The 23842-nt window shown below is 71.0% G+C and carries 23 protein-coding genes and 4 tRNA genes; 11 read left to right on the forward strand and 16 right to left on the reverse strand.

Going from position 1 to position 23842, the window contains the following annotated elements:
- Positions 1 to 76 precede the first annotated feature (76 nt).
- Together AB0A69_RS20840 and AB0A69_RS20845 are read right to left on the reverse strand one after the other, a co-directional pair.
- Complete coding sequence (locus AB0A69_RS20840) at positions 77 to 481, reverse strand: hypothetical protein (RefSeq protein ID WP_361423811.1); 405 nt, start codon at positions 479 to 481, stop codon at positions 77 to 79.
- Between the two features lie 118 nt (positions 482 to 599).
- Positions 600 to 950, reverse strand: coding sequence for a metallopeptidase family protein (locus AB0A69_RS20845; protein WP_064072095.1), 351 nt, complete (start codon positions 948 to 950; stop codon positions 600 to 602).
- An 84-nt stretch (positions 951 to 1034) separates the two neighbouring features.
- Between AB0A69_RS20845 and AB0A69_RS20850 the strand changes: the two genes are divergently transcribed.
- The 5 genes from AB0A69_RS20850 (at position 1035) to AB0A69_RS20870 (ending at position 3210) form a co-directional block, all read left to right on the forward strand.
- Positions 1035 to 2618 carry a metallophosphoesterase gene (locus tag AB0A69_RS20850; protein WP_361423814.1) on the forward strand — a complete coding sequence of 528 codons (1584 nt, stop codon included), beginning with the start codon at positions 1035 to 1037 and terminating at the stop codon, positions 2616 to 2618.
- 81 nt (positions 2619 to 2699) lie between these two features.
- Positions 2700 to 2772: transfer RNA gene (locus AB0A69_RS20855), tRNA-Glu, on the forward strand.
- Positions 2773 to 2811: 39 nt separating this feature from the next.
- Positions 2812 to 2886, forward strand: a tRNA-Asp gene (locus tag AB0A69_RS20860).
- A 22-nt stretch (positions 2887 to 2908) separates the two neighbouring features.
- Positions 2909 to 2982: transfer RNA gene (locus AB0A69_RS20865), tRNA-Phe, on the forward strand.
- A 78-nt stretch (positions 2983 to 3060) separates the two neighbouring features.
- Complete coding sequence (locus AB0A69_RS20870; protein WP_361423817.1) at positions 3061 to 3210, forward strand: hypothetical protein; 150 nt, start codon at positions 3061 to 3063, stop codon at positions 3208 to 3210.
- A 99-nt stretch (positions 3211 to 3309) separates the two neighbouring features.
- Here AB0A69_RS20870 and AB0A69_RS20875 read toward each other — a convergent pair whose 3' ends face one another.
- From AB0A69_RS20875 to AB0A69_RS20885, 3 genes are all read right to left on the reverse strand, one after another.
- Positions 3310 to 4134, reverse strand: a complete 825-nt coding sequence (locus AB0A69_RS20875) for a cytochrome c biogenesis CcdA family protein (RefSeq protein ID WP_361423820.1) — start codon at positions 4132 to 4134, stop codon at positions 3310 to 3312.
- A complete protein-coding gene (locus AB0A69_RS20880; RefSeq protein ID WP_361423823.1) occupies positions 4131 to 4853 on the reverse strand; it encodes a thioredoxin domain-containing protein in 723 nt (240 codons plus the stop codon). The genes AB0A69_RS20875 and AB0A69_RS20880 overlap by 4 nt, the downstream gene beginning before the upstream one ends.
- Before the next feature lie 66 nt (positions 4854 to 4919).
- Positions 4920 to 5267, reverse strand: a complete 348-nt coding sequence (locus tag AB0A69_RS20885) for a hypothetical protein (RefSeq protein WP_361423826.1) — start codon at positions 5265 to 5267, stop codon at positions 4920 to 4922.
- Positions 5268 to 5379: 112 nt separating this feature from the next.
- Between AB0A69_RS20885 and hrpA the strand changes: the two genes are divergently transcribed.
- The 3 genes from hrpA to AB0A69_RS20900 all read left to right on the forward strand — a co-directional run bounded on the left by hrpA (position 5380) and on the right by AB0A69_RS20900 (position 9887).
- The gene (hrpA, locus tag AB0A69_RS20890; RefSeq protein WP_361423829.1) at positions 5380 to 9318 is read left to right on the forward strand and encodes an ATP-dependent RNA helicase HrpA; all 3939 of its coding nucleotides are present in this window, start codon (positions 5380 to 5382) and stop codon (positions 9316 to 9318) included.
- Positions 9319 to 9416: 98 nt separating this feature from the next.
- Positions 9417 to 9491: transfer RNA gene (locus AB0A69_RS20895), tRNA-Asp, on the forward strand.
- A 186-nt stretch (positions 9492 to 9677) separates the two neighbouring features.
- Positions 9678 to 9887, forward strand: a complete 210-nt coding sequence (locus AB0A69_RS20900) for a DUF6274 family protein (protein ID WP_361424317.1) — start codon at positions 9678 to 9680, stop codon at positions 9885 to 9887.
- A gap of 317 nt (positions 9888 to 10204) precedes the next feature.
- On the opposite strand, the gene bldC is transcribed toward AB0A69_RS20900, so the two are convergent.
- Both bldC and AB0A69_RS20910 read right to left on the reverse strand, forming a co-directional pair.
- A complete protein-coding gene (gene bldC / locus AB0A69_RS20905) occupies positions 10205 to 10411 on the reverse strand; it encodes a developmental transcriptional regulator BldC (protein ID WP_003949541.1) in 207 nt (68 codons plus the stop codon).
- A 480-nt stretch (positions 10412 to 10891) separates the two neighbouring features.
- Positions 10892 to 11746, reverse strand: coding sequence for a hypothetical protein (locus tag AB0A69_RS20910; RefSeq protein ID WP_361423832.1), 855 nt, complete (start codon positions 11744 to 11746; stop codon positions 10892 to 10894).
- Positions 11747 to 11900: 154 nt separating this feature from the next.
- Between AB0A69_RS20910 and AB0A69_RS20915 the strand changes: the two genes are divergently transcribed.
- Together AB0A69_RS20915 and AB0A69_RS20920 are read left to right on the forward strand one after the other, a co-directional pair.
- Positions 11901 to 12983: a Glu/Leu/Phe/Val dehydrogenase dimerization domain-containing protein gene (locus AB0A69_RS20915; RefSeq protein WP_361423835.1), complete on the forward strand. Its 1083-nt coding sequence runs from the start codon at positions 11901 to 11903 to the stop codon at positions 12981 to 12983.
- 330 nt (positions 12984 to 13313) lie between these two features.
- A complete protein-coding gene (locus tag AB0A69_RS20920; protein ID WP_361423838.1) occupies positions 13314 to 13562 on the forward strand; it encodes a DUF3073 domain-containing protein in 249 nt (82 codons plus the stop codon).
- Between the two features lie 142 nt (positions 13563 to 13704).
- On the opposite strand, the gene purM is transcribed toward AB0A69_RS20920, so the two are convergent.
- The 9 genes from purM to purS all read right to left on the reverse strand — a co-directional run bounded on the left by purM (position 13705) and on the right by purS (position 23048).
- Positions 13705 to 14781 (reverse strand): phosphoribosylformylglycinamidine cyclo-ligase, encoded by a 1077-nt coding sequence (gene purM, locus AB0A69_RS20925; RefSeq protein ID WP_361423841.1) that lies wholly within the window; start codon positions 14779 to 14781, stop codon positions 13705 to 13707.
- Between the two features lie 46 nt (positions 14782 to 14827).
- On the reverse strand, positions 14828 to 16354 hold the full coding sequence (purF, locus tag AB0A69_RS20930; protein ID WP_361423844.1) for an amidophosphoribosyltransferase: 1527 nt from the start codon (positions 16352 to 16354) through the stop codon (positions 14828 to 14830).
- Positions 16355 to 16513: 159 nt separating this feature from the next.
- Positions 16514 to 17380 carry an META domain-containing protein gene (locus tag AB0A69_RS20935; RefSeq protein WP_361423847.1) on the reverse strand — a complete coding sequence of 289 codons (867 nt, stop codon included), beginning with the start codon at positions 17378 to 17380 and terminating at the stop codon, positions 16514 to 16516.
- Positions 17381 to 17428: 48 nt separating this feature from the next.
- Positions 17429 to 18235, reverse strand: coding sequence for a sterol carrier family protein (locus AB0A69_RS20940; RefSeq protein WP_361423850.1), 807 nt, complete (start codon positions 18233 to 18235; stop codon positions 17429 to 17431).
- Positions 18236 to 18290: 55 nt separating this feature from the next.
- On the reverse strand, positions 18291 to 19136 hold the full coding sequence (locus tag AB0A69_RS20945) for a M23 family metallopeptidase (RefSeq protein ID WP_361423853.1): 846 nt from the start codon (positions 19134 to 19136) through the stop codon (positions 18291 to 18293).
- A 34-nt stretch (positions 19137 to 19170) separates the two neighbouring features.
- Entirely contained in the window at positions 19171 to 19686 is a 516-nt protein-coding gene (locus tag AB0A69_RS20950; protein WP_361423856.1) for a winged helix-turn-helix domain-containing protein, read from the reverse strand.
- 175 nt (positions 19687 to 19861) lie between these two features.
- Positions 19862 to 22126 (reverse strand): phosphoribosylformylglycinamidine synthase subunit PurL, encoded by a 2265-nt coding sequence (gene purL / locus AB0A69_RS20955; RefSeq protein WP_361423859.1) that lies wholly within the window; start codon positions 22124 to 22126, stop codon positions 19862 to 19864.
- Complete coding sequence (gene purQ / locus AB0A69_RS20960; protein ID WP_361423862.1) at positions 22123 to 22806, reverse strand: phosphoribosylformylglycinamidine synthase subunit PurQ; 684 nt, start codon at positions 22804 to 22806, stop codon at positions 22123 to 22125. The genes purL and purQ overlap by 4 nt, the downstream gene beginning before the upstream one ends.
- Complete coding sequence (gene purS, locus AB0A69_RS20965; protein WP_215092426.1) at positions 22803 to 23048, reverse strand: phosphoribosylformylglycinamidine synthase subunit PurS; 246 nt, start codon at positions 23046 to 23048, stop codon at positions 22803 to 22805. Before purS ends, purQ begins: the two co-directional genes overlap by 4 nt.
- A 334-nt stretch (positions 23049 to 23382) precedes the next feature.
- Between purS and AB0A69_RS20970 the strand changes: the two genes are divergently transcribed.
- The gene (locus AB0A69_RS20970) at positions 23383 to 23754 is read left to right on the forward strand and encodes an Lsr2 family protein (RefSeq protein WP_361423866.1); all 372 of its coding nucleotides are present in this window, start codon (positions 23383 to 23385) and stop codon (positions 23752 to 23754) included.
- The last annotated feature ends 88 nt before the right edge of the window (positions 23755 to 23842 follow it).

Below are 23842 nucleotides of genomic sequence, written 5' to 3' on the forward strand. Positions count from 1 at the left end.
GACGGGTGCCGTCGGCAGATCCAGCACCGCGCGGGCGAACTCCCGCGCGTGCGCCGCGTCGTCGAAGGCCAGCAGTTCACTGCCCGCCGCCCTGGCCGCCACCGGGACCGCCGGCCGGGGGCGTGGGGTCCTGCGGCCGTCCCGGCCTGCCGCCGTCGCCGGCGCCGCCCGCGGACGGCTTGGCCGACGGCGCCGCCGAAGCGCTCGGCTCCGCGGAGGCGCCGGCCTCGCCGGCCTCCTCCGCCGCGCCGGGCCTCCCGTCCACGCCGAGGCCCTCGGCGCGCGCCCCCGGCCGGACTCCCGGCCCGGCGGCGCCACCGTCCACGTCGGCCGCCGCCGCGCCGGAGGGGCCGACCGAACCGGACGGCACGGGCTTGGCGCTCTCGTCGGACACGCTCATGCAGCCGCTGAGCGAGCCTGCGGACGCCGCGACCGCCAGTGCGGTCACGGCCCATCGGACGGGGGCGGGCAACTGGCGCACGCGGGCACCTCCACAGGCACGGGTCAGGATTTCCCTGCCCAACTCCCCACGCCCGTCAAGGACACGCCCGAAAGCGGGGGCCGTGGCCACCGGCGCCGCCCGTACGGGCCGCCACCCGTCAGCCGTAGCCCAGCTCGTGCAGCCGCTCGTCGTCGATCCCGAAGTGATGGGCGATCTCGTGCACCACCGTGACCTCGGTCTCCGCGACCACGTCCTCGCGCGAGTCACACATCCGCAGCGTCGGCCCCCGGTAGATCGTGATCCGGTCCGGCAGCACGCCCGCGTACCACTCGCCCCGGTCGGTCAGCGGCGTCCCCTCGTACAGCCCCAGCAGATCGGGGTCGTCCGGGGACGGCTCGTCCTCCACGAACACCGCGACGTTGTCCATCAGCCGCGTCAGCTCCGGCGGGATCCTGTCCAGCGCCTCGGCGACCAGTTCCTCGAACTCCTCGCGCGTCATCTCCAGCACCCGGCCATTGTCCCGGATGACCCGGACGTACGGGCACCGCCGCCCGCGCGCATAGCGGCCCGCGCGCCCGGGCATACGGCGGCCATGGTCGCCCCAGCCGTTCTCCGCACCGCGTACGACCGCCTCCGCCGCCACTACCGCTCGCGCCGCACCGGCCCCACGCCCGCCCTCGTCCACGCCCCGCACCCGTACGCACGCGCCCTCGGGCTGATCACCGTCGTCCTGTTCGGCGCCTGGCTGGGCCTCCTGGCCGTCGGCAGCATCCGTACGCCGGTCGGCCCGATGGACACGAGCATGACCCTGCGCCCGTCCCTCTCCGGCGGCACGAAGATCAACGTCTCACCGCTCGGCGCGCTCACGCTCGACTCGCACCACGCGCCCATCCGCCTCGACGTGGACGTCGAGCAGCTCGACCCCGTACGCGCCCAGGCCCTGGTCAAGCACCCCGAGCGGCTCTCCGGGCTCCAGGACGAGATCACCCGGGACGTCGCGGACGGCACCCGCGAGCTGGCGCTGCGCTCGTGCGTCGCCGTCGTCACCGGCGCCACCGCCCTCGGCCTCGCCGTCTACCGCCGCCCGCGCCGCGCGCTCGCCGCCGGCGGCCTGGCGCTGGCCCTGCTCGCCGCCTCGGGCACCTCCGCCTTCGCCACCTGGAACCCGAAGTCCGTCCTCGAGCCCAAGTTCTCCGGACTCCTCTCCTCCGCGCCCTCCGTGGTCGGAAACGCCCGCTCGATCGTCAGCGAATTCGACGTCTACCAGAAGGAGTTGGCGCGGCTCGTCACCAACGTGACCAAGCTGTACGAGGCGACCTCCACGCTCCCGACGTACCAGCCCGACCCGGCGACCATGCGGGTGCTGCACGTCTCGGACATCCACCTCAACCCGGCGGCGTGGGAGATCATCCGCTCGCTCGTCGAGCAGTACAAGATCGACGTGATCATCGACTCCGGCGACACCATGGACCACGGCACCGCCGCCGAGAACGGCTTCCTCGACCCCATCAGCGACCTCGGCGCGCCGTACGTCTGGGTACGCGGCAACCACGACTCCGCGGCCACCCAGCGCTACCTGGAGAACCTCGACAACGTCCACGTCCTCGACCAGGGGCGCGCCGTCACGGTCGCGGGCCTGCGGGTGGCCGGCACGGGAGACCCCCAGTTCACGCCCGACCGCTCCGTCGCCCCGGCGGGCGACGACGCCGAGCGCGTGGCGGGGGCACGGCTGGCGGACGCGCTGCGGCAGCAGCGGCTCGCGGGCACGCCCGTCGACATCGCGGTCGCCCACAACCCCGTGGCCGCGCAGGAGACCGACGGCGAGGTCCCCCTCGTCCTGGCGGGCCACGTCCACCGCCGCGTGACCAAGGTCCTCCCGGACGGCACCCGCCTCAAGATCGAGGGCTCCACGGGCGGCGGCGGCCTGCGCGCCCTGGAGCGGGACGAGCCCGAGAAGGTCCATGCCTCCGTGCTCTACCTCGACCGGGACACCCGCCACCTCCAGGCCTGGGACGAGATCACCCTGGGCGGCCTGGGCCTGACGACAGCCGAGGTCAGCCGCCACCTGCCGGACGAGAACCGCCCCGGCGCCCCCTCCCCCAGCCCGTCCCCCAGCCCGTCCCCCAGCCGGCCCTCCACCGCGGCCACCAGCCCCTCGCCGACCGCCTCCCGATAAAGCGTTTTGGCGAACCGTCCCCGCATCCCATATGCTTCTCACGTCCCCGACGCGCTGACGAAGCGCCCAGGCGGGCCATCAGCCCTCATCGTCTAGTGGCCCAGGACGCCGCCCTTTCAAGGCGGTAGCACGGGTTCGAATCCCGTTGGGGGCACGCATTACCGTGTGCGAGACTGGTTCTCGCACAGTGCTTGGTCCTGTGGAGCAGTTTGGAGTGCTCGCCACCCTGTCAAGGTGGAGGCCGCGGGTTCAAATCCCGTCAGGACCGCTGCGGCTCGCAAGAGCCGCGTGGCTGGGTAGCTCAGTTGGTACGAGCGTCCGCCTGAAAAGCGGAAGGTCGCCGGTTCGACCCCGGCCCCAGCCACCGCAGCCCTATCAGGGCACACACCCCCTCCGGGATCTTCTGGAGGGGGTGTTCTCGTGTCGGGCTATCGTCGCGGCCATGGGGGAAGGGCAGACGCGGGTGAAGCAGTGCAAGCAGTGCCACCGGCCGCTCGACGAGCGGCGGTGGGGGCGTCCGAAGCGGTTCTGCAACCGGCGGCACCGGGTGCGGTACTGGCTGGAGGAGCTGGCGGAGCTCCTGTTCGGCTAGCCGGTCGCGCCGCTCTCCCCCACCCCGCCCCTTCCGGGATCCGAAGGCTGACGCCCCGGACCCCGGACCCCGGACGGCGGGGGCAGCCCGGGCCGGACCTCACGTCCCCCGCCGGTGGCGCCACCCCCGCGCCCCCAGGACCACCGCCGCCACCGCCACCGCGCCCAGCAGCAGCGCCCAGTCGGGTACCGCGCGGCCCAGCGCGGCGACGCGGGTTTCGAGCGCGTACGAGTCGTCCACGGGCAGCAGGCCCGGCAGGGCGGTCGTGCCGTCGAAGGCGAGGAACAGCACGCCCAGGGCGACGAAGAAGAGGCCCGACAGCACCGACGTGCTGTGCAGGGTGAAGCGGCCCACCCGCAGCGCCCGGCCCCGGAGCCAGGTGCGGCGCCCCAGGTCCCAGCGCTCCCAGAACACGGCCAGGAGGAACAGCGGTACGGCCATCCCGAGCGCGTACACCGCCAGCAGCAGGCCCCCGTAGACCGGGTTGCCGCCGAGGGCCGCGACCGTCAGGACGCTGCCCAGGATCGGCCCCGCGCAGAAACCCGCCAGGCCGTACACCAGGCCCAGCGCGTACACCGACACCGCCGAGACCGGCCGGATCCGGCCACTGGCCTCGGCGAGGCGTCGGGAGGCGAAGCCCAGGCCCACCACCTGGGCCACGCCCAGCGCGATGATCAGCCAACCGCCCACCGCCACCAGCAGGTCCCGGTGGCCGTAGAAGAGCCGGCCCGCGACGGAGCCGGCGGCGCCCAGCGGGACGAGGGTGGTGGCGAGGCCCGCGTAGAAGATCCCGGTACGGGCCAGCAGCCGGCCCGGGCTGTCGACCGAGTACGCGAAGAACGCCGGGAGCAGCAGCGCGCTGCACGGGCTGAGCAGCGCGAGCAGGCCGCCCAGCAGGGCCGCGAGGTAGCCGATACCCGTCACTTCGCCGCCCCGCGGCGAGCGGACGCGTGCGCGGATTCGATTGCGCTCGCGAACGTCTCCATCGGCTGTGCACCCGCGATCGGCCGCCCGTTCACCAGGAAGGACGGCGTCGAGGTCGCCCCCAGCGACCAGCCCTGCTCCTGGTCGGCCGTCACGGCGGCCCGCGCCCCCGCGCTGTCGAGGTCCCGCCCGAACCGGTCCAGGTCCGGCACGCCCGCCTCCCGCGCCAGCGCGAGCAGCCGGTCCTTCGCGAAGCCCCGCTCCTTCGCGCCCTCGGCGTACGCGGCCTTGTGGAACTGCCAGAACCGGCTCTGCCGCCCGGCCGCCCACGAGGCCCGCGCCGCGCGTTCCGACTCCTCGCCGAAGATCGGGAAGTTGCGCCACTCGATGCGCAGCACCCCGGCCTCGACGTACTTCTCGATCAGCGCGGGCTCGATGTCGCGGGCGAACTTCCCGCAGTACCCGCACGCGAAGTCGGCGTACTCGAGCATGACGACGGGTGCGTCGGCGCGTCCCACGGCGAGCGGGTCGGCGGCGTCGCGCCGGGCGTACTTCTCCAGCTCCGGGTAGGCGGCGACCTGCTGCTCGACGACCGCGGGCGGGCCGGGCTTGGTCGCGGCGTAGGAGGCGAGGCCGGCCAGCGTGGCGACGACGGCGACCCCCGCGCCGATCAGGTACGGCGCGGTCTTGGACTTCATGGACTTCTTGGACACGGACATGGGGGAGCGACTCCTGGGCGAACACGGGGAAGGGGGAGACCAGCGGTACGACGTACGCACCGGCGGCTATACGCGCAGGATCGACAGCTCCACGGGCGACGGCCCCGACGACCACGGCGGCGCCCGCTCCGGCCGGACGCCCGACACCACCGGCTCGGCCTGCCACAGGGGCACCCGCGTGTCGGTGTGCGGAGCGGACGGCAGACAGTCCGCCGTCAGGGCGCGCGGCGGAACGCCCGGCTCCAGTCCGCCCTCCCCGTCGAACGGATCGCAGGAGGAGCCCTGGCCGGCCGCGGCCACCACGTCGTGCGGGACACCGGTCCCGGACCCGTGGACCAGCAGCGCGCCGACCACCAGCACCAGTACGGCGGCCACCACACGGCACCACCGCCACCGGCCGCCGGTGCACCGCATGCGGACCGCCCCTCCATGACGCAAGATCGTCGACGGCTCGTCGACTCGCCGGAAATGGTACGGGGAAATCGGTTCGCCACTCCGTTGCCGCGAGTGAGATCCTGGAGCAGGTATGTCTACTTCCCTCGCCGACCTCCAGACCCTGCTGGCCGAGGTATCGCTGCGCGACGCGCACCGGCTCGGCCGCCGTCTCGAAGGCACCCGCCGCATCCGCAAGCCCGAGGCCCGTCAGGCCGTACTGGACGAGATCGCCGCCGAGGCCACGAAGGCCGCCGCCCGCACGGCCGAGCGGGCGGCGCGCAGGCCGGAGGTCACGTACCCCGAGCAACTGCCGGTCAGCCAGAAGAAGGACCAGATCCTGGAGGCGATACGCGACCACCAGGTCGTGATCGTCGCCGGTGAGACGGGTTCCGGCAAGACGACCCAGATCCCCAAGATCTGCCTGGAGCTGGGGCGCGGCGTACGCGGCATGATCGGCCATACGCAGCCGAGGAGGATCGCCGCCCGCACGGTCGCCGAGCGCGTCGCGGACGAGCTGAAGACCCCGCTGGGCGAGGCGGTCGGCTGGAAGGTCCGCTTCACCGACCAGGTCAACCCGGACGCGACCTTCGTCAAGCTGATGACGGACGGCATCCTGCTCGCCGAGATCCAGACGGACCGCGAGCTGCGCGCGTACGACACGATCATCATCGACGAGGCCCACGAGCGCAGCCTCAACATCGACTTCCTGCTCGGGTACCTCGCCCAGCTGCTCCCCAAGCGCCCCGACCTCAAGGTCGTGATCACCTCCGCGACCATCGACCCGGAGCGCTTCTCCCGCCACTTCGGCGACGCGCCGATCGTCGAGGTCTCCGGCCGTACGTACCCGGTCGAGGTCCGCTACCGCCCCCTCCTCGAAGAGGACTCCGAGGACTCCGACCGCGACCAGATCACCGCGATCTGCGACGCGGTCGACGAACTCCAGGCGGAAGGCCCGGGCGACATCCTGGTCTTCCTCTCCGGCGAGCGCGAGATCCGCGACACGGCGGACGCGCTGGAGAAGAAGAGGCTGCGCAACACCGAGGTCCTCCCCCTCTACGCGCGCCTCTCGCACGCCGAGCAGCACCGCGTCTTCCAGGCGCACCCGGGCCGCCGGATCGTCCTCGCCACGAACGTCGCCGAGACGTCGCTGACCGTCCCCGGCATCAAGTACGTCATCGACCCCGGCACCGCCCGCATCTCCCGCTACAGCCACCGCACGAAGGTGCAGCGCCTGCCGATCGAGCCGGTCAGCCAGGCCAGCGCCAACCAGCGCAAGGGCCGCTGCGGCCGTACGTCCGACGGCATCTGCATCCGGCTGTACTCGGAGGACGACTTCCTCGCCCGCCCCGAGTTCACGGACGCCGAGATCCTCCGTACGAACCTGGCGTCGGTCATCCTCCAGATGACGGCGGCGGGCCTCGGCGACATCGAGAAGTTCCCGTTCATCGACCCGCCGGACCACCGCAACATCCGCGACGGCGTGCAGCTCCTGCAGGAGCTCGGCGCGATCGACCCGACGCAGAAGGACCCGAAGAAGCGCCTCACGGAGCAGGGCCGCAAGCTGGCCCAGCTGCCGGTGGACCCGCGCCTGGCCCGCATGGTCCTGGAGGCGGACAAGAACGGCTGCGTGCGCGAGGTCATGGTCATCGCGGCGGCCCTCTCCATCCAGGACCCGCGCGAGCGGCCGGCGGAGAAGCAGGCGCAGGCCGACCAGCAGCACGCCCGCTTCAAGGACGAGACCTCCGACTTCCTCGCCTTCCTCAACCTCTGGCGCTACATCCGCGAGCAGCAGAAGGCGCTGTCGTCGTCGGCGTTCCGCCGGATGTGCAAGTCCGAGTACCTGAACTACCTGCGCATTCGCGAATGGCAGGACATCTATACGCAGTTGCGTACGGTCGCGAAGCAGATGGGCATCCACCTCAACGACGAGGACGCCCCCGACGACCGCGTCCACGTCTCGCTGCTCGCCGGCCTGCTCTCCCACATCGGGATGAAGGACATCAAGGAGGGCGCGAAGAACGAGTACCTGGGCGCCCGCAGCGCCAAGTTCGCGATCTTCCCCGGCTCGGCGCTCTTCAAGAAGCCGCCGCGCTTCGTGATGTCCGCCGAGCTGGTGGAGACCTCCCGCCTGTGGGCGCGGGTCAACGCGAAGATCGAGCCCGAGTGGATCGAGCCGCTCGCGGAGCACCTGCTCAAGCGCACGTACTCCGAGCCGCACTGGGAGAAGGACCAGGCGGCGGTCGTGGCGTACGAGAAGGTCACGCTGTACGGCGTGCCGATCGTGGCCCAGCGAAAGGTCAACTACGGCCGCATCGACCCGGAGACCAGCCGCGAGCTGTTCATCCGGCACGCGCTGGTGGAGGGCGACTGGCGCACCCACCACAAGTTCTTCGCGGACAACCGCAAGCTGCTGACCGAGGTCGAGGAGCTGGAGCACCGCGCCCGGCGCCGCGACATCCTCGTGGACGACGAGACGCTCTTCGACTTCTACGACCAGCGGGTCCCCGAGCACGTGGTGTCGGGCGCGCACTTCGACTCGTGGTGGAAGCACAAGCGGCGCGAGGCGCCGGACCTGCTCGACTTCGAGCGCGAGATGCTCATCAACGAGAAGGCGGGCGCGGTCACCAAGGCCGACTACCCCGACTCGTGGCGGCAGGGCGCGCTGAAGTTCCGCGTGACGTACCAGTTCGAGCCGGGCGCGGACGCCGACGGCGTGACCGTGCACATCCCGCTCCAGGTGCTGAACCAGGTGACGGACGACGGCTTCGACTGGCAGATCCCGGGATTGCGCGAGGAGGTCGTCACGGAGCTGATCCGCTCCCTGCCGAAGCCGATCCGCCGCAACTACGTGCCCGCGCCGAACTTCGCGAAGCGGTTCCTGGACACGGCGGTCCCGCTGCAGGAGCCGCTGGACGTGACGCTCGCCCGTGAGCTCCAGCGGATGGTCGGCGTCCCGGTCGCCGCCGACGACTTCGACTGGTCGCGGGTACCGGACCACCTGAAGATCACCTTCCGGATCGTCGACGAGCGGCGCCGCAAGCTCGCCGAGGACAAGGACCTGGAGACCCTGAAGCTCCAGCTGCGCCCGAAGGCCCGCCAGGCCCTCTCCCAGGCCGCCGCGGCCGCCACGGCCGGCCCCTCGGGCTCCGGGCAGTCCCTGGAGCGCACGGGCCTGACGGACTGGACGATCGGCACGCTGGTGAAGGTCTTCGAGACCCGCCGCGCCGGCCAGCCGGTCAAGGCGTACCCGGCCCTGGTCGACGCGGGCGACACCGTCTCCGTACGGCTCTTCGACACGGAGGCCGAGCAGGAGCAGGCGATGTGGCGCGGCACGCGCAAGCTCATCATGCTGAACATCCCGGTGAACCCGGCGAAGTTCGCGGCCGACAAGCTGACGAACCAGCAGAAGCTGGCGCTGTCGCGCAATCCGCACGGCTCGGTGCAGGCGCTCTTCGAGGACTGCGCCACCGCGGCGGCCGACCGGCTGATCGCCGAGCACGGCGGACCGGCGTGGGACGAGGAGTCCTTCCGCAAGCTGTACGACAAAGTCCGTGCCGACCTCGTCGAGCTGACCATCCGCACGGTCGGCCAGGTGCAGCAGATCCTGGCCGCCTGGCAGTCCTGCGAGCGGCGCCTGAAGGCCACGAACAGCCTGGTCCTGGTGCGCAACGTCCAGGACGTACGGGAGCAGCTGGCGGCCCTCGTGCCGGCCGGCTTCGTGACGAAGACGGGCCTGCGGCGCCTGCCGGACCTGATGCGCTACCTGGTGGCGGTGGACCGCCGGCTCCAGCAGATGCCGACGTCCGTCCAGCGCGACACCACGCGCATGGAGAAGGTCCACGAGATGCAGGACGAGTACGCCTGGCTGCTGGAGCAGCTGCCCAAGGGCCGCCCGGTGCCGCAGGAGGTCCTGGACATCCGCTGGATGATCGAGGAGCTGCGGGTCAGCTACTTCGCCCACGCCCTGGGCACCGCCCACCCGGTCTCCGACAAGCGCATCCTGAAGGCGATCGACGCGGCCGCGCCGTAGTCCGCGCCGCTCGCCACGGCGCGAGTTCGACCGGACCCTCCGACCTGCTGTACAGTCTCTCTCGCAGCCAAACGCAGAACTCACCGGCTGCGAAACCTGGTCCTGTGGAGCAGTTTGGAGTGCTCGCCACCCTGTCAAGGTGGAGGCCGCGGGTTCAAATCCCGTCAGGACCGCAGTAAGCAGTGACGAAAAGGCCCGGATCTCAGATCCGGGCCTTTTCGTCGTATTGACGTCGGCATCCGCCAGGGGTACCCAAGCAACAAGGGGTACGGGGTCCTTCGGCGGAGGTGACGCGGATGCCCAGCACACCGGTCCGGTCGGCCTCAGCGGCCCAGCCGGTCGCAGCGGCCCGGCCGGACGTGTCCGTAAGGTCGGAGCGGCCGGTCAGGCACGCGACCCGCGCGCTGCTCCGTGCCCATCTGTCGGCCGCTTCCGGCTATCGCCACGCCACACCCCGCTGCGTCGTCTGCCGGCACCTCCAGCGGCTCGCCATGGAGGCCCAGGACGACAGCGGAAACGACCCTGCCGAAGGCGCCGAAGACCCCCGCCCGGAGCCCTCCGCCGTGTGACGCGAGTCACGAAATCGGTTTTGAAAACTGCTCAACTTACGACCCGCCTACAACGGCCCCATTTAATATGTGCAATTGCACCAGCCGACAGGGGTCCGGGAGCCGGTTCCCACCGCCCCTCCGCGCGGGCGGACGCGGGCGAAGACCGGCAGCCAGGCGCTCGCCGCGGGCACAAAAAGATCGCGCTGGACCCGGCGGAGTCCAGCGCGATCGATGACGAAGACCCGTTGGGGCGGGCACCCGTCGGTGGAGCTATGGGTGGGCGGACCGGGTTGGGGGATCCGGATGTGCCCGGTTCAGCGGGGTGTTCAGGGTGTTCAGGCCTCGCTGCGCTGCTGCGGAATGCCCGCCAGCAGTGCGCGGACCTCTGCCTCGCGGTACCGACGGTGTCCACCCAGGGTGCGGATGGACGTGAGCTTGCCCGCCTTAGCCCAGCGGGTCACCGTCTTCGGGTCCACGCGGAACATCGTGGCAACCTCAGCGGGGGTCAGCAGCGGCTCGGCATCAGGGGTGCGAGCGGTCATGAGCGGCCTCCTCGGGAGAACCGAACCTTCTCGGTTCTTTCCTCTAAATTCTGCACCTTGACCCGCGTTGCCCGAAATGGCGGACGCGAGCCGAGTCGGTTATAGGACGAACGGCTTGTCCTCGGCACTACAACTACACCATCTGTCCAGCCACGTTCGGCCAAACCGACGGAATTGCCCTCTCAGGTGTTCATCAGCGACGGAAGCCGATGGACCATGCCATAGCGGACAGTCACGTCACAGTGACGATCAGTCACAGAGCGATCAGGAGCCACCAGACCCCCCATAGCGTGCAATGCTTAGCCTTCCGCCCACACTTGGACGGAAGGAGCCCCTCCCGGACTCCTTGTCCTATTTTGGCATGAGGTTGGGCGATGGGCGCAAGAGCCCGGTTAGTGCTGTCCGTCACGCTTGACACAAAGGCCCGGATCGGGACCTAGGGCCCGGCCCTCCCGCGCGGACCGCGAGAGCGAGATCATCTCAGTTGGCGAACTGCCGGTCCCGCACGGACCGCCACCTCTCCATCAGCCGCTCGTACGCCGCACCCGCGCCCGCGGCGTCCCCCGCCCGCAGCGCCGCGATCCCCTCGGCCACATCAGCCGCCGACCGGTCCGCGGCGAGCTGCTCGGCGGAGAGGGCGTACACCAGCCCGCCGTAGTCGAGCTCCACCAGCGCACGCGGGTGGAACTCCTCCAGCCACCGCCCCACGTCCACCAGGCCCTCGATCAGCGGGCCCTCGTCGGTCGACTCCCGCAGGGTCTTCAGCGCCCGCGCCACCCGCCGCCGCGCCTGCACCATCGGTGTCCGGTAGCGCAGCACCGGCGCCTTGTCGGGGTCGGCGGCCTCCACGTACTCCCGCTCCTCGTCGGAGAAGAGCGCGAACCAGCGCACCGGCACCTGCCACACCGAGGTGCGGATCCACGGGCGCGCGTCCGGGTTCTCCTCGCGCCACCGCTCGTGGTCCGCCTCCGCCTGCCCGCGCACCACCGGCGGCAGCGCCGCGTCCAGGACCACCGCCGGCAGCAGACCCGGCAGCTCCTCCAGCGCCAGCCACCCGCGCATCCGCGTGCGCCACGGGCAGACGCACACCACGCCGTCCACCTCCACCACGAAGGCGTCGGCGCTCTCGTGCACCGGGACCGGGACCGGCGGCGTCCCCACGAGCCCGGCCAGCGAGCGGCGCAGCTCGTCCTGCGCCGTCGGGGCGGCCCCGTCGGCGACACGGCGCGCGTAGCGGGCCCAGTGGCCCCGCTCGGGCTCCGGGAAGGCCGCCAACGGCTCGTACACGCGCAGGTAGGAGGCGTACGGGACGAGGACCGAAGTGACCGCTGGCATGCCGCAAATCCTTCCACGCCGGTACTCCGAGAGGGGGTGATCCTCGGCACTGGGTCCCCTCTACGCGCAGGTAGGACTTACTCTCTTGCCGTCAAGGCCCTCCCCCACCCGCCGGGGGGCCTCCTTCGCCGCTTCGTACTTGGGAGTCACCACCGTGACCGATGTGACCGACGGCGTCCTGCACACCCTGTTCCACTCGGAGCAGGGGGGCCACGAACAAGTCGTGCTCTGCCAGGACCGTGCCACCGGCCTCAAGGCCGTCATCGCCCTCCACTCGACCGCCCTGGGCCCGGCCCTCGGCGGTACCCGTTTCTACCCGTACGCCTCCGAGGCCGAGGCCGTCGCCGACGCGCTAAACCTCTCCCGGGGGATGTCGTACAAGAACGCCATGGCCGGTCTGGAGCACGGCGGCGGCAAGGCCGTGATCATCGGCGACCCGGACAAGATCAAGACCGAGGAGCTGCTGCTGGCCTACGGCCGGTTCGTCGCCTCGCTCGGCGGCCGGTACGTCACGGCCTGCGACGTCGGCACCTACGTGGCCGACATGGACGTCGTCGCCCGGGAGTGCCGCTGGACCACCGGCCGCTCCCCCGAGAACGGCGGCGCCGGCGACTCCTCCGTCCTCACCGCCTTCGGTGTCTTCCAGGGCATGCGCGCCTCCGCCCAGCACCTGTGGGGCGACCCGACCCTGCGCGGCCGCAAGGTCGGCGTCGCGGGCGTCGGCAAGGTCGGCCACTACCTGGTCGAGCACCTGCTGGAGGACGGCGCCGAGGTCGTCATCACGGACGTGCGCGAGGAGTCGCTGCGGCGCGTGACCGACAAGTTCCCGCAGGTCGCCGTGGTCGCGGACACGGACGCGCTGATCCGTACCGAGGGCCTGGACATCTACGCGCCCTGTGCGCTCGGCGGTGCGCTCAACGACGACACCGTGCCCGTCCTGACGGCGAAGGTGGTGTGCGGCGCGGCCAACAACCAGCTGGCGCACCCGGGTGTCGAGAAGGACCTCGCCGACCGCGGGATCCTCTACGCGCCCGACTACGTCGTCAACGCCGGCGGCGTGATCCAGGTCGCCGACGAGCTGCACGGCTTCGACTTCGACCGGTGCAAGGCGAAGGCCACGAAGATCTTCGACACCACGCTGGCAATATTCGCACGTGCGAAGGAAGACGGGATTCCGCCGGCCGCGGCGGCCGACCGGATCGCCGAGCAGCGGATGGCCGAGGCTCGACGCCGGTAATCCCGGAATCCGGGCGTTCAGGTGAGTTGACAGGGATGCCCGCCGACGGGGCGTGAGCCTCTCCTCCAGAGATCCGGAGAGAGACAAGACTCACGCCGGTCGGCGGGTCGCCCGCCGGGAAGAGGTTAAAATCGCAGCTGACCAGCGAGGACAGGGCACCTCGTCGGTCCGGCTCCGAGGCGCCTCGTGCGGGCGACGTACCGTATGGCGGCGGAAGCAGGTACCGTTGAAGCCCTACGGGCCGGTCTCTCCACGGAGAGCCCGTTCCGAATCATGAACGCGTGTCAAGACTCTGGGGCCGTCGAGCCCCGTCACCGAGGGGGTCGAGCCATGGGGCGCGGCCGGGCCAAGGCCAAGCAGACGAAGGTCGCCCGCCAGCTGAAGTACAACAGCGGTGGGACGGACCTCGCACGCCTGGCCAGCGAGCTGGGCGCATCTTCGAGTCAGCCACCGAACGGCGAGCCGTTCGAGGACGACGACGAGGAAGACGACCCGTACGCCCGCTACGCGGAGTTGTACAACGACGACGAGGACGAGGACGAGGAGTCCGGTCCGTCGTCCCAGCGTCGCGGCGCTTGACGCCTGCACTCTTTTCACCCGGTCCGGGGCCCTGCCCCGGACCGGGTTCTGTGCTGTCCGCGGTCTGAGACGCCTTGGCTGACCGGCGGCTCCGGGCACGGGGTGCGGGAGCCGCCGTTCGCGTCCGCCGGGGCGGCGGCCGCTAGGCCGTGGCGTACTCCCCGACCAGCTCGGCACCGGTCGTGTGGTCACCGCGCTCGGTGATCTCGCCGGCGACCCAGGCGTCGACGCCCCGGTCCGCCAGGGTGGTCAGCGCCACATCGACGGAGTCGGCGGGGACGACGGCCATCATGCCGACGCCCATGTTCAGGGTCTTCTCCAGCTCCAGCCGCTCCACCTGCCCGGCCTTGCCGACCAGGTCGAAGATCGCGTCCGGCGTCCAGGTCGAACGGTCGACCGTGGCGCGCAGCGCGTCCGGGATCACCCGGGCCAGGTTGGCGGCGAGACCGCCACCGGTGATGTGGCTGAAGGCGTGCACCTCGGTCGTCCGGGTGAGCGCCAGACAGTCCAGCGAGTAGATCTTGGTGGGCTCCAGCAGCTCCTCGCCGAGCGTCCGGCCGATCTCCTCGACCCGCTGGTCCAGGCTCATGCCCGCGCGGTCGAAGAGCACATGGCGCACGAGCGAGTACCCGTTGGAGTGAAGGCCGGAGGACGCCATGGCGATGACGGCGTCACCCGTACGGATGCGATCGGGGCCGAGCAGCCGGTCCGCCTCGACCACGCCCGTACCGGCGCCGGCGACGTCGAAGTCGTCCGGGCCCAGCAGGCCGGGGTGCTCGGCGGTCTCGCCGCCGACCAGGGCGCAGCCGGCGAGGACGCAGCCTTCGGCGATGCCCTTGACGATGGCGGCGACCCGCTCGGGGTGGACCTTGCCGACGCAGATGTAGTCGGTCATGAACAGCGGCTCGGCGCCGCAGACGACGATGTCGTCCATGACCATCGCGACCAGGTCGTGGCCGATCGTGTCGTACACGCCCATCTGGCGGGCGATGTCGACCTTGGTACCGACGCCGTCGGTGGCGGAGGCGAGGAGCGGACGCTCGTAGCGCTTGAGGGCGGATGCGTCGAAGAGGCCGGCGAAGCCGCCGAGGCCGCCGAGTACCTCGGGGCGCTGCGTCTTCTTCACCCACTCCTTCATCAGCTCGACGGCGCGGTCGCCCGCTTCGATGTCGACGCCCGCGGCTGCGTAGCTGGCACCGGTGGTCTCAGTCTCAGACATGACTGTGAGAGCTTTCGTGTCGTACTGCAGGGATTGCGGGGTGCTGTTACGGGCGGCGGAGCGCATCGGCCGCGGCCGTGGCGGCGGGGCCGGCGGCCAGCTCGGTCTCCAGCAGCTGCTTGCCGAGCAGCTCGGGATCGGGCAGCTCCATCGGGTACTCACCGTCGAAGCAGGCGCGGCAGAGCTTCTGCTTCGGGATGGTGGTGGCCTCGATCATGGCGTCGATGGAGATGTACGAGAGGGAGTCGGCCCCCAGCGACGTGCCGATCTCCTCGACCGACATGCCGTTGGCGATCAGCTCCGCGCGGGTGGCGAAGTCGATGCCGAAGAAGCAGGGCCACTTCACCGGCGGCGACGAGATCCGGATGTGGACCTCGGCGGCGCCCGCCTCGCGGAGCATCCGGACGAGTGCGCGCTGGGTGTTGCCGCGGACGATCGAGTCGTCGACGACCACGAGGCGCTTGCCCTTGATGACTTCCTTCAGGGGGTTCAGCTTCAGGCGGATGCCCAGCTGGCGGATGGTCTGGGAGGGCTGGATGAAGGTCCGGCCGACGTACGCGTTCTTGACCAGGCCCGCGCCGAAGGGAATGCCGCTGGCCTCCGCGTACCCGATGGCGGCGGGGGTGCCGGACTCCGGGGTCGCTATGACCAGGTCGGCGTCGACCGGGGCTTCCTTGGCGAGACGCCGGCCCATCTCCACGCGGGAGAGGTAGACGTTCCGGCCGGCGATGTCGGTGTCGGGGCGCGCCAGGTAGACGTACTCGAAGACACAGCCCTTGGGCTTCGCTTCTGCGAATCGCGAGGTGCGGATGCCGTTCTCGTCGATGGCGATCATCTCGCCCGGCTCGACCTCGCGGACGTACGCGGCGCCGCAGATGTCGAGGGCGGCGGACTCGGAGGCGACGACCCAGCCGCGCTCCAGGCGGCCGAGGACCAGCGGACGGATGCCCTGCGGGTCACGGGCGGCGTAGAGGGTGCCCTCGTCCATGAAGACGAGCGAGAAGGCTCCCCGGACCTGGGGAAGCACCTTGGCGGCGGCTTCCTCGACGGTCAGCGGCTTGCCGTCGTCGTCGACCTGGCCCGCGAGGAGCGCGGTGACGAGGTCGGTGTCGTTGGTGGCGGCCACCTGCGTGGCGCGGCCGTCCATCTTGGGGAGGTCGGCGACCATCTCGGCGAGCTGCGCCGTGTTCACCAGGTTGCCGTTGTGGCCGAGCGCGATGGAGCCGTGGGCGGTGGCCCGGAAGGTCGGCTGCGCGTTCTCCCACACGGAGGCGCCGGTGGTCGAGTAGCGGGCGTGTCCGACCGCGATGTGGCCCTGGAGGGAGCCGAGGGAGGTCTCGTCGAAGACCTGGGAGACCAGGCCCATGTCCTTGAAGACGAGGATCTGGGAGCCGTTGCTGACCGCGATTCCCGCGGATTCCTGGCCCCGATGCTGGAGGGCGTAGAGCCCGAAGTACGTGAGCTTTGCGACCTCTTCACCCGGAGCCCAGACACCGAAGACGCCACAAGCGTCCTGGGGGCCTTTTTCGCCGGGAAGCAGATCGTGATTGAGTCGACCGTCACCACGTGGCACGCCACCGAGTGTAGGCGAGATCGACCACTGGTCCGAATTGGGGAACGGGCCGCCGAGCCGAAGCGGAGCCCGTGCTTTCACCGGCCACCGCGCTGACCAGCGGGCTTTGCCGGATGGCGCGGTGCAGGGGGTGTGACGGACCTCGCAGTGGCCTCGGAGCTACTTCTCGCTCGCCCGGGCGGCGAAGCCGGTGCCGTCGGGGCCGGTGAGGGTCAGGGTGCGGTGGTCGATCGTGTAGGTGGCCGTCCCCTCCAGCACCTTGAGCAGGGCGCGCTCAACGTCCATCGCGGGTCCGGGGCACAGCTTCCGGGTGGAGGTCACGCGGCCGAAAGTGATCGCCGAGCCCTCGGTGGTGACGGTGGCGCTGAAGCTGTTGCAGCCCAGGTTGCCCCGGATGGAACCCTCCTTGCCGCGCACCTTGCCCTGGCTCGCGCCGCCGTCCTTCCCGCCGTCCTCGGCGAGCACGAAACGGGCCTTGCCCTCGGCGCCGGCGGGCAGCGAGGTGGCCGTCCCGTCCGAGGTGAGCGACTCGACGGTCCAGGTGGTGCCGGTGAGCGGCGCCGGGCGCTGTTCGCTGAGCAGGACGGAGTCGCCCTGGGCGGTGGTGAGGGTCAGCCGGCCGCCGTCCAGCGTGGCCTTGAGCCTGCCGTCGAGCGCGGCCCGCAGGGCGTCCTCGAAGCGCTGGACGTCGCCGGAGCAGGCCATCTCCGTCATGCCCGCATCGCTGATGGTGATGTGGTCGCCGTCGATGTCGGCCTTGGCGTTGAAGTGGTTGCAGCCGTAGTTGCCCGTGACCTTGCCCTTGGCGTCGACCTGGACGTGCGCCCGGGCCGGGGCGGTGTGCTTGCGGCCGTCGACGGTGACGCTGTCGACGGCCCAGGTCACGCCGGTGACCGGCACGTCCGGACGCTTGGAGCCGCCGCCGTCGCCCGCGCCGGACCCCGGTTCGGTGCCGCAGGCGGTGAGGGCGAGGAGCGCGACGAGCGCGGCTGTCGCGGTGAGGTGGTGCTTGTGCGTGGTCGGCATGCCTCTGGGACGGTCCAGGCCGCCGACCGGTTCCGCCGCGGCTCCCGATCAGCCGAGGATCGGCAGCAGGGCCGCCAGGTCCGCGCGCTCGCCGCTGGCCCGCACCTGGGCGGCGGAGAGGGCCTCCTGCCAGCTCGTACGGCCCGTGGCCAGGCGGATCCAGGTCAGCGGGTCGGTCTCCACGACGTTCGGCGGGGTGCCCCGCGTGTGCCGGGGGCCCTCGACGCACTGCACCACCGCGTACGGGGGCACCCGCACCTCCACCGAACCGCCCGGGGCCTTCACCGCGAGCGCGTCGGCGAGCAGCCGGGTGCAGGCGGCCAGGGCCTGGCGGTCGAACGGGACGGTGAGTCCGGTGGCGTCGTTGAGGTCGTCGGTGTGGACCACCAGCTCGACGGTGCGGGTCACCAGGAAGTCCCCGAGGCGCACCCCGCCGAACCGCGTCTCGATCAGCCGCTCGTCCGAGGCCGCCGCCAGCGCGTCCGCGAACTGCCGCCCGGCCTCGTCGTACAGCGCGGCGAGCCCGGCCGGGTCGACCGCCGCCGTGCCGGCGATCTCGCGCGCGGCCGCGTCGACGTCCTCGGCGTACTTCCGGGTGGCCGGCGCCCACTCCATCAGCTCCAGGTCCCGGCTCGCCGGCTCCGGCGCCGCCACGCCCCGGATGATGGAGCCGAGCCCCATGCTGATGTGCGCGGCGAGCTCCCGCACCGTCCACTCCCCGAGCCGGGTCGGCTGGGCGAGCTGCTCGGGCGTGAGGGTGAGGACCGCGTCCCGTACGTGACCGAACTGCGCGAGTACGGCCGCGCGGGTCTTGGCGGAGTCGTAACCACGGGTGCGCTTCTTGGCAGTTGGCATGGGCCGAGGTTAGTTCAGGGCGTGTGTTCGGGGGTGGGTGTTCACGGGTGGGTGTTCAGGGCTGTGACCGCAGGGCCGGGACGTCGGCGGTGACGGTGAAGACCTCGCCGTTCTTCGGCACGCCCACGCCCCGCCAGGTGAACGGCACACCGCGCGCGGTGTGCGCGACGGGACCGTCCGTGAGCTGGAAGTGGAGGTGCGGCTCGGTGGAGTTGCCGGAGTTCCCGCACTGGGCGATGACCTGCCCCGCGGTGACCCGGTCGCCCGCGCGGACCGCGAGTGAGCCGCGCCGCAGGTGTGCGTAGGTCGCGTACGTACCGTCACCGAGGTCCAGCAGCAGGTGGTTGCCCAGGATCCGGCGGGGTCCGCCCAGCCAGCGGAACAGGCCCTCGATCACCATGAAGTAGAGGAACCCGGGCAGGGAGTTGCGGCTCAGGTGGTCGCGCTGGCCGTCCTCCGCGTACACCACCGTCCCGTCGGCCACCGCGAGGAGCGGCGCCCCGAAGGCCGGGAAGTCACCGCTGGGCCGGGCTATCGGCCACAGCCAGGCGAACCCCGGGCGGGGGCGCTGCTCCGACTCGGCGACGATGTCGATGGCGTGCGACTGGCCGAGGTGGTGGGTGCCGTGGCTGGGAACCCGGTCGGCGGGGCTGTTCAGTGCCCTCCAGGTGCCGGTCACGGGCGGCTCGACGGCGACCGCCTCCCGGCCCTCGGTCGCGATACGGCGGCTCTCCGCGCGGTGCAGCGCGACCTGGAGGGCGATGGCCGCGACGGCCGGCAGCCAGCCCAGCCGGGCGTCGTACGGAGGCTGCACCCAGACCGAGACGACGGCCTGGACGATGAAGACGAACCACAGCAGGCGCGCGAGCAGCACACCCCGCCTGCGGGTGGGTGCGGACATTGGTTGTTCCCCCGATGGTCGATGGGTCGGTCGCTTACGGTCGCGCCGCGGCGAGCGCCACCAGCAGCGGCACCACGCGGCCCGCCGGGACCTCGTAACGGCCGCGTCCGGCGGTGTGCAGCCAGCCGGCGCCCGTGAGTTGGCGCAGGTGGTGGTAGATCTGGCCGGTCGTGCCGATCTCCTCCAAAAGGGCCAGCTCGGCGGCGGTGCGCCGGCCCCCGACGATCTCGCGCAGCAGCCGGAGCCGTATCGGATGGCCGAGCGCCGCGAAGGACTCCGCCACCTCCGTCCAGTCCTCCTCCATCTGGCGCTCGGTCAGGGCGCCGTCCTGCCACTCGTACTGCTCCCCCGTCGGCAGCCGTATGGCACCGGTGAACAGCACCCCGCCATCGGGCGCGTCCGCCTCCGCGAGCTGCGCCTTGAGCCCCTCCAGGGCCCAGAAGTCGCTCTCGTGCGGCGGTCGTGGTGACGGCGGGTCGATGTGCGGGTCGATCTGCTCGAGGGCGGCGAGCCGCCGTTCGAGCGCGGTGAGGCGTTCCTCCAGCTCCATGCCGTCCATTCTTACGTAATTACGTAATGCCGTGCAAGTGTGTTGGCGAGTGAACGCCACCGGCGGCCCGCGGAAGCCCGCGGCAGTCCCCGGAAGCCCGCGGAACCCGGGTGAACGACGAAGCCCCCGCCGAACCCTTCTCGGGTCCGGCGGGGGCTCCCGTCGCAGACGAACGTCAGGCCAGCAGGCCCGGGATCGTCGCCTCGTGCGCCGTGCGCAGCTCGCTCAGCGGGATGCTGAACTCGCCCTGGACGTCGACCTCGTCGCCGTCCACCACACCGATGCGGGTCGCGGGCAGGCCACGCGCGCCGCACATGTCGGTGAAGCGGAGCTCCTCGCTGCGCGGGACGGCCACAACCGCACGGCCGGCCGACTCGCTGAAGAGAAATGTGAACGCGTCCAGGCCGTCCGGGACGATCAGCCGCGCCCCGGTGCCACCCCGCAGGCAGGACTCGACGACCGCCTGGATCAGACCGCCGTCGGAGAGGTCGTGCGCCGCGTCGATCATGCCGTCGCGGGAGGCCGAGATCAGGATCTCGCCCAGCAGCTTCTCCCGGTCCAGGTCCACGGCCGGCGGCAGACCGCCCAGGTGCCCGTGCACGACCTCGGACCACGCCGAGCCGCCGAACTCCTCACGCGTGTCGCCCAGCAGGTAGAGGAGCTGGCCCTCCTCCGCGAAGGCGATCGGCGTGCGCCGCGTGACGTCGTCGATCACGCCGAGCACCGCGACCACGGGGGTCGGGTGGATGGCCACGTCACCGGTCTGGTTGTAGAGGGAGACGTTGCCGCCGGTCACCGGCGTACCGAGCTGCAGGCAGCCGTCCGCCAGACCGCGCGTGGCCTCGGCGAACTGCCACATGACGCCCGGGTCCTCCGGCGAACCGAAGTTCAGGCAGTCGGAGATGGCGAGCGGCTTGGCACCGGAGGCCGCGACGTTCCGGTACGCCTCCGCCAGCGCCAGCTGGGCGCCCGTGTACGGGTCGAGCTTGGCGTACCGGCCGTTGCCGTCCGTGGCGATCGCGACGCCGAGGTTGGTCTCCTCGTCGATGCGGATCATGCCGGAGTCCTCCGGCTGCGCGAGGACGGTGTTGCCCTGCACGAAGCGGTCGTACTGGTCGGTGACCCACGCCTTGGAGGCCTGGTTCGGGTGCGCGACCAGCTTGAGGACCTGCTCGCGCAGTTCCTCGGCGGAGGACGGCCGGGGCAGCTTGTTCGCGTCGTCGGCCTGGAGCGCGTCCTGCCACTCCGGGCGGGCGTACGGCCGGTGGTAGACCGGGCCCTCGTGCGCGACCGTGCGCGGCGGCACGTCGACGATCTGCTCGCCGTGCCAGAAGATCTCCAGCCGCTCGCCGTCCGTCACCTCACCGATGACGGTGGCGATGACGTCCCACTTCTCGCAGATCTCCATGAACCGGTCGACGTGCTGCGGCTCGACGATCGCGCACATCCGCTCCTGCGACTCGCTCATCAGGATCTCCTCGGGGGAGAGCGAGGAGTCGCGCAGCGGCACGGTGTCCAGCTCGACGCGCATGCCGCCGGTGCCGGCGGAGGCGAGCTCGCTGGTCGCACAGGACAGACCCGCGCCACCGAGGTCCTGGATGCCCGCGACGAGCTTCTCCTTGAAGATCTCAAGGGTGCACTCGATCAGGAGCTTCTCCTGGAACGGGTCGCCGACCTGGACCGCCGGCCGCTTCGTCGGCTTCGTGTCGTCGAAGGTCTCCGAGGCCAGCACGGACACGCCGCCGATGCCGTCGCCGCCGGTCCGGGCGCCGTACAGGATGACCTTGTTGCCCGGGCCGGACGCCTTCGCGAGGTGGATGTCCTCGTGCTTCATCACGCCGATGCAGCCGGCGTTGACCAGCGGGTTGCCCTGGTAGCAGGAGTCGAAGACGACCTCGCCGCCGATGTTCGGCAGGCCCAGGCAGTTGCCGTAGCCGCCGATGCCCGCGACGACGCCCGGCAGGACGCGCTTGGTGTCGGGGTGGTCGGCCGCGCCGAACCGCAGCGGGTCGACGACCGCGACCGGGCGGGCGCCCATGGCGAGGATGTCGCGGACGATGCCGCCGACGCCGGTGGCCGCGCCCTGGTAGGGCTCGATGTACGAGGGGTGGTTGTGCGACTCGACCTTGAAGGTCACGGCGTAGCCCTGGCCGACGTCCACGACGCCGGCGTTCTCGCCGATGCCGACGAGCAGGGCGCCCCCTCCCGGTGTATCAGCCTCGGGGGCCTTCTCGCCGAACTGCTTCAGGTGCACCTTGCTGCTCTTGTACGAGCAGTGCTCGGACCACATGACGGAGTACATGGCGAGCTCGGCGCCGGTCGGCCGCCGCCCGAGGATCTCGCGGATGCGCTCGTACTCGTCCTGCTTCAGGCCGAGCTCGGCCCACGGCTGCTCGACGTCCGGGGTCTCACCGGCGTGCTTGACGGTGTCGAGGGTCATGAGGCGCTGACCAACTTCTTGAGGATCGAGGTGAAGAAACCGAGGCCGTCGGTACGGCCCGTACCGACCAGCGGCTCGACGGCGTGCTCGGGGTGCGGCATGAGGCCCACGACGTTCCCGGCGGCGTTGGTGATGCCGGCGATGTCGCGCAGCGAGCCGTTGGGGTTGCCGTCCAGGTAGCGGAAGGCGACCCGGCCCTCCGCCTCCAGCTCGTCCAGCACACGCTCGTCGGCGACGTACCGGCCGTCGATGTTCTTGAGGGGTACGGAGATCTCCTGGCCCTCGGTGTAGTCGCTGGTCCAGGCCGTCCCGGCGTTCTCCACCCGCAGCTTCTGGTCGCGGCAGATGAAGTGCAGGTGGTTGTTGCGCAGCATCGCGCCCGGCAGCAGATGCGACTCGGTGAGGATCTGGAAGCCGTTGCAGATTCCCAGGACCGGCATACCGGCCTTCGCCTGCTCGATGATCGTCTCCATCACCGGCGAGAACCGCGAGATGGCACCGGCGCGCAGATAGTCGCCGTAACTGAAGCCGCCCGCGAGAACGACCGCGTCGACCTGCTTGAGGTCCTTGTCGCGGTGCCAGAGCGAAACGGGCTCGGCGCCCGCGAGCCGGGCGGCGCGCAGCGCGTCCCGGTCGTCGAGCGTGCCGGGGAACGTGACGACTCCAATACGAGTGGTCACGACTCCACCTTTACGACGAAGTCCTCGATGACGGTGTTGGCGAGGAAGGTTTCGGCCATCTCGTGGATGCGGGCGAGGGCGGCGTCGTCGACCGGCCCCTCCACTTCGAGCTCGAAGCGCTTTCCCTGGCGGACGTCGGCGATCCCGTCGAATCCGAGGCGGGGCAGTGCACGCTGCACCGCCTGTCCCTGCGGGTCGAGGATCTCCGGCTTGAGCATGACGTCGACTACGACGCGTGCCACTGGCACTCCCGGTGGTGTGTTGCGTGGGCGGTTCCCTCAGCGTACCTGTCTCCAAATTCTACGCGGGTAGAAGTCTGGAGGACCCTACAAGCGCGCCACTCCGGCACACCCCGCACCACCCTCACAACGCCGACACATCAGCGCGGAAAAATCCCGGAAAAGAAACGCCCACGGCATTGCGGCCAACACGCTGATGCAATTGGCTGGGCTTCACAATGTGACGACTTTCGCTGTACAAAGGAAACCAGAGGAAAGCGGCATTGCCTCTCAACAGCCGTAAAGTCGGTATCTCCGCACGTCAGGGCGGCGATACCGCAGGAAAGGACCGATATCCGTGGCTCAACGCGTAGTGGTCACGCTCTTCGACGACATCGACGGAGGCGAAGCGGCGGAAACGGTCATGTTCGGCCTCGACGGTAAGACGTACGAGATCGACCTCAATGCAGCCAACGCAAAGAAACTGCGCAAGGCACTCGCCCCGTACGTGGCGGCCGGCCGCAAGCGCTCGGGCGGAGGCGGGGCCGGTGCGGGCGGGGGCTCGGGCGCGGGCAAGGCGCGGACCGCACGCGCGGCCTCGTACACGCACACCTCCCTCGAGCCCGACCCGGCGGCGGTACGCGCCTGGGCGCAGGCCCACAAGATGGACGTGCCGGCCCGGGGCCGCATCCCCAAGCGGGTGTACGAGGCCTTCCGCGAGGCGAGCTGAGACCGCCCGACGATCTTCGACTTGCGCGACACCCCGGGTGATCCGCTAGAGTCTGGATCACGCCGAGGGGCGAGGCCGGAAAAAGGCC

Origin of the sequence: Streptomyces sp. NPDC045431 (genome assembly GCF_040646655.1) — a bacterium.
Classification (GTDB): domain Bacteria; phylum Actinomycetota; class Actinomycetes; order Streptomycetales; family Streptomycetaceae; genus Streptomyces.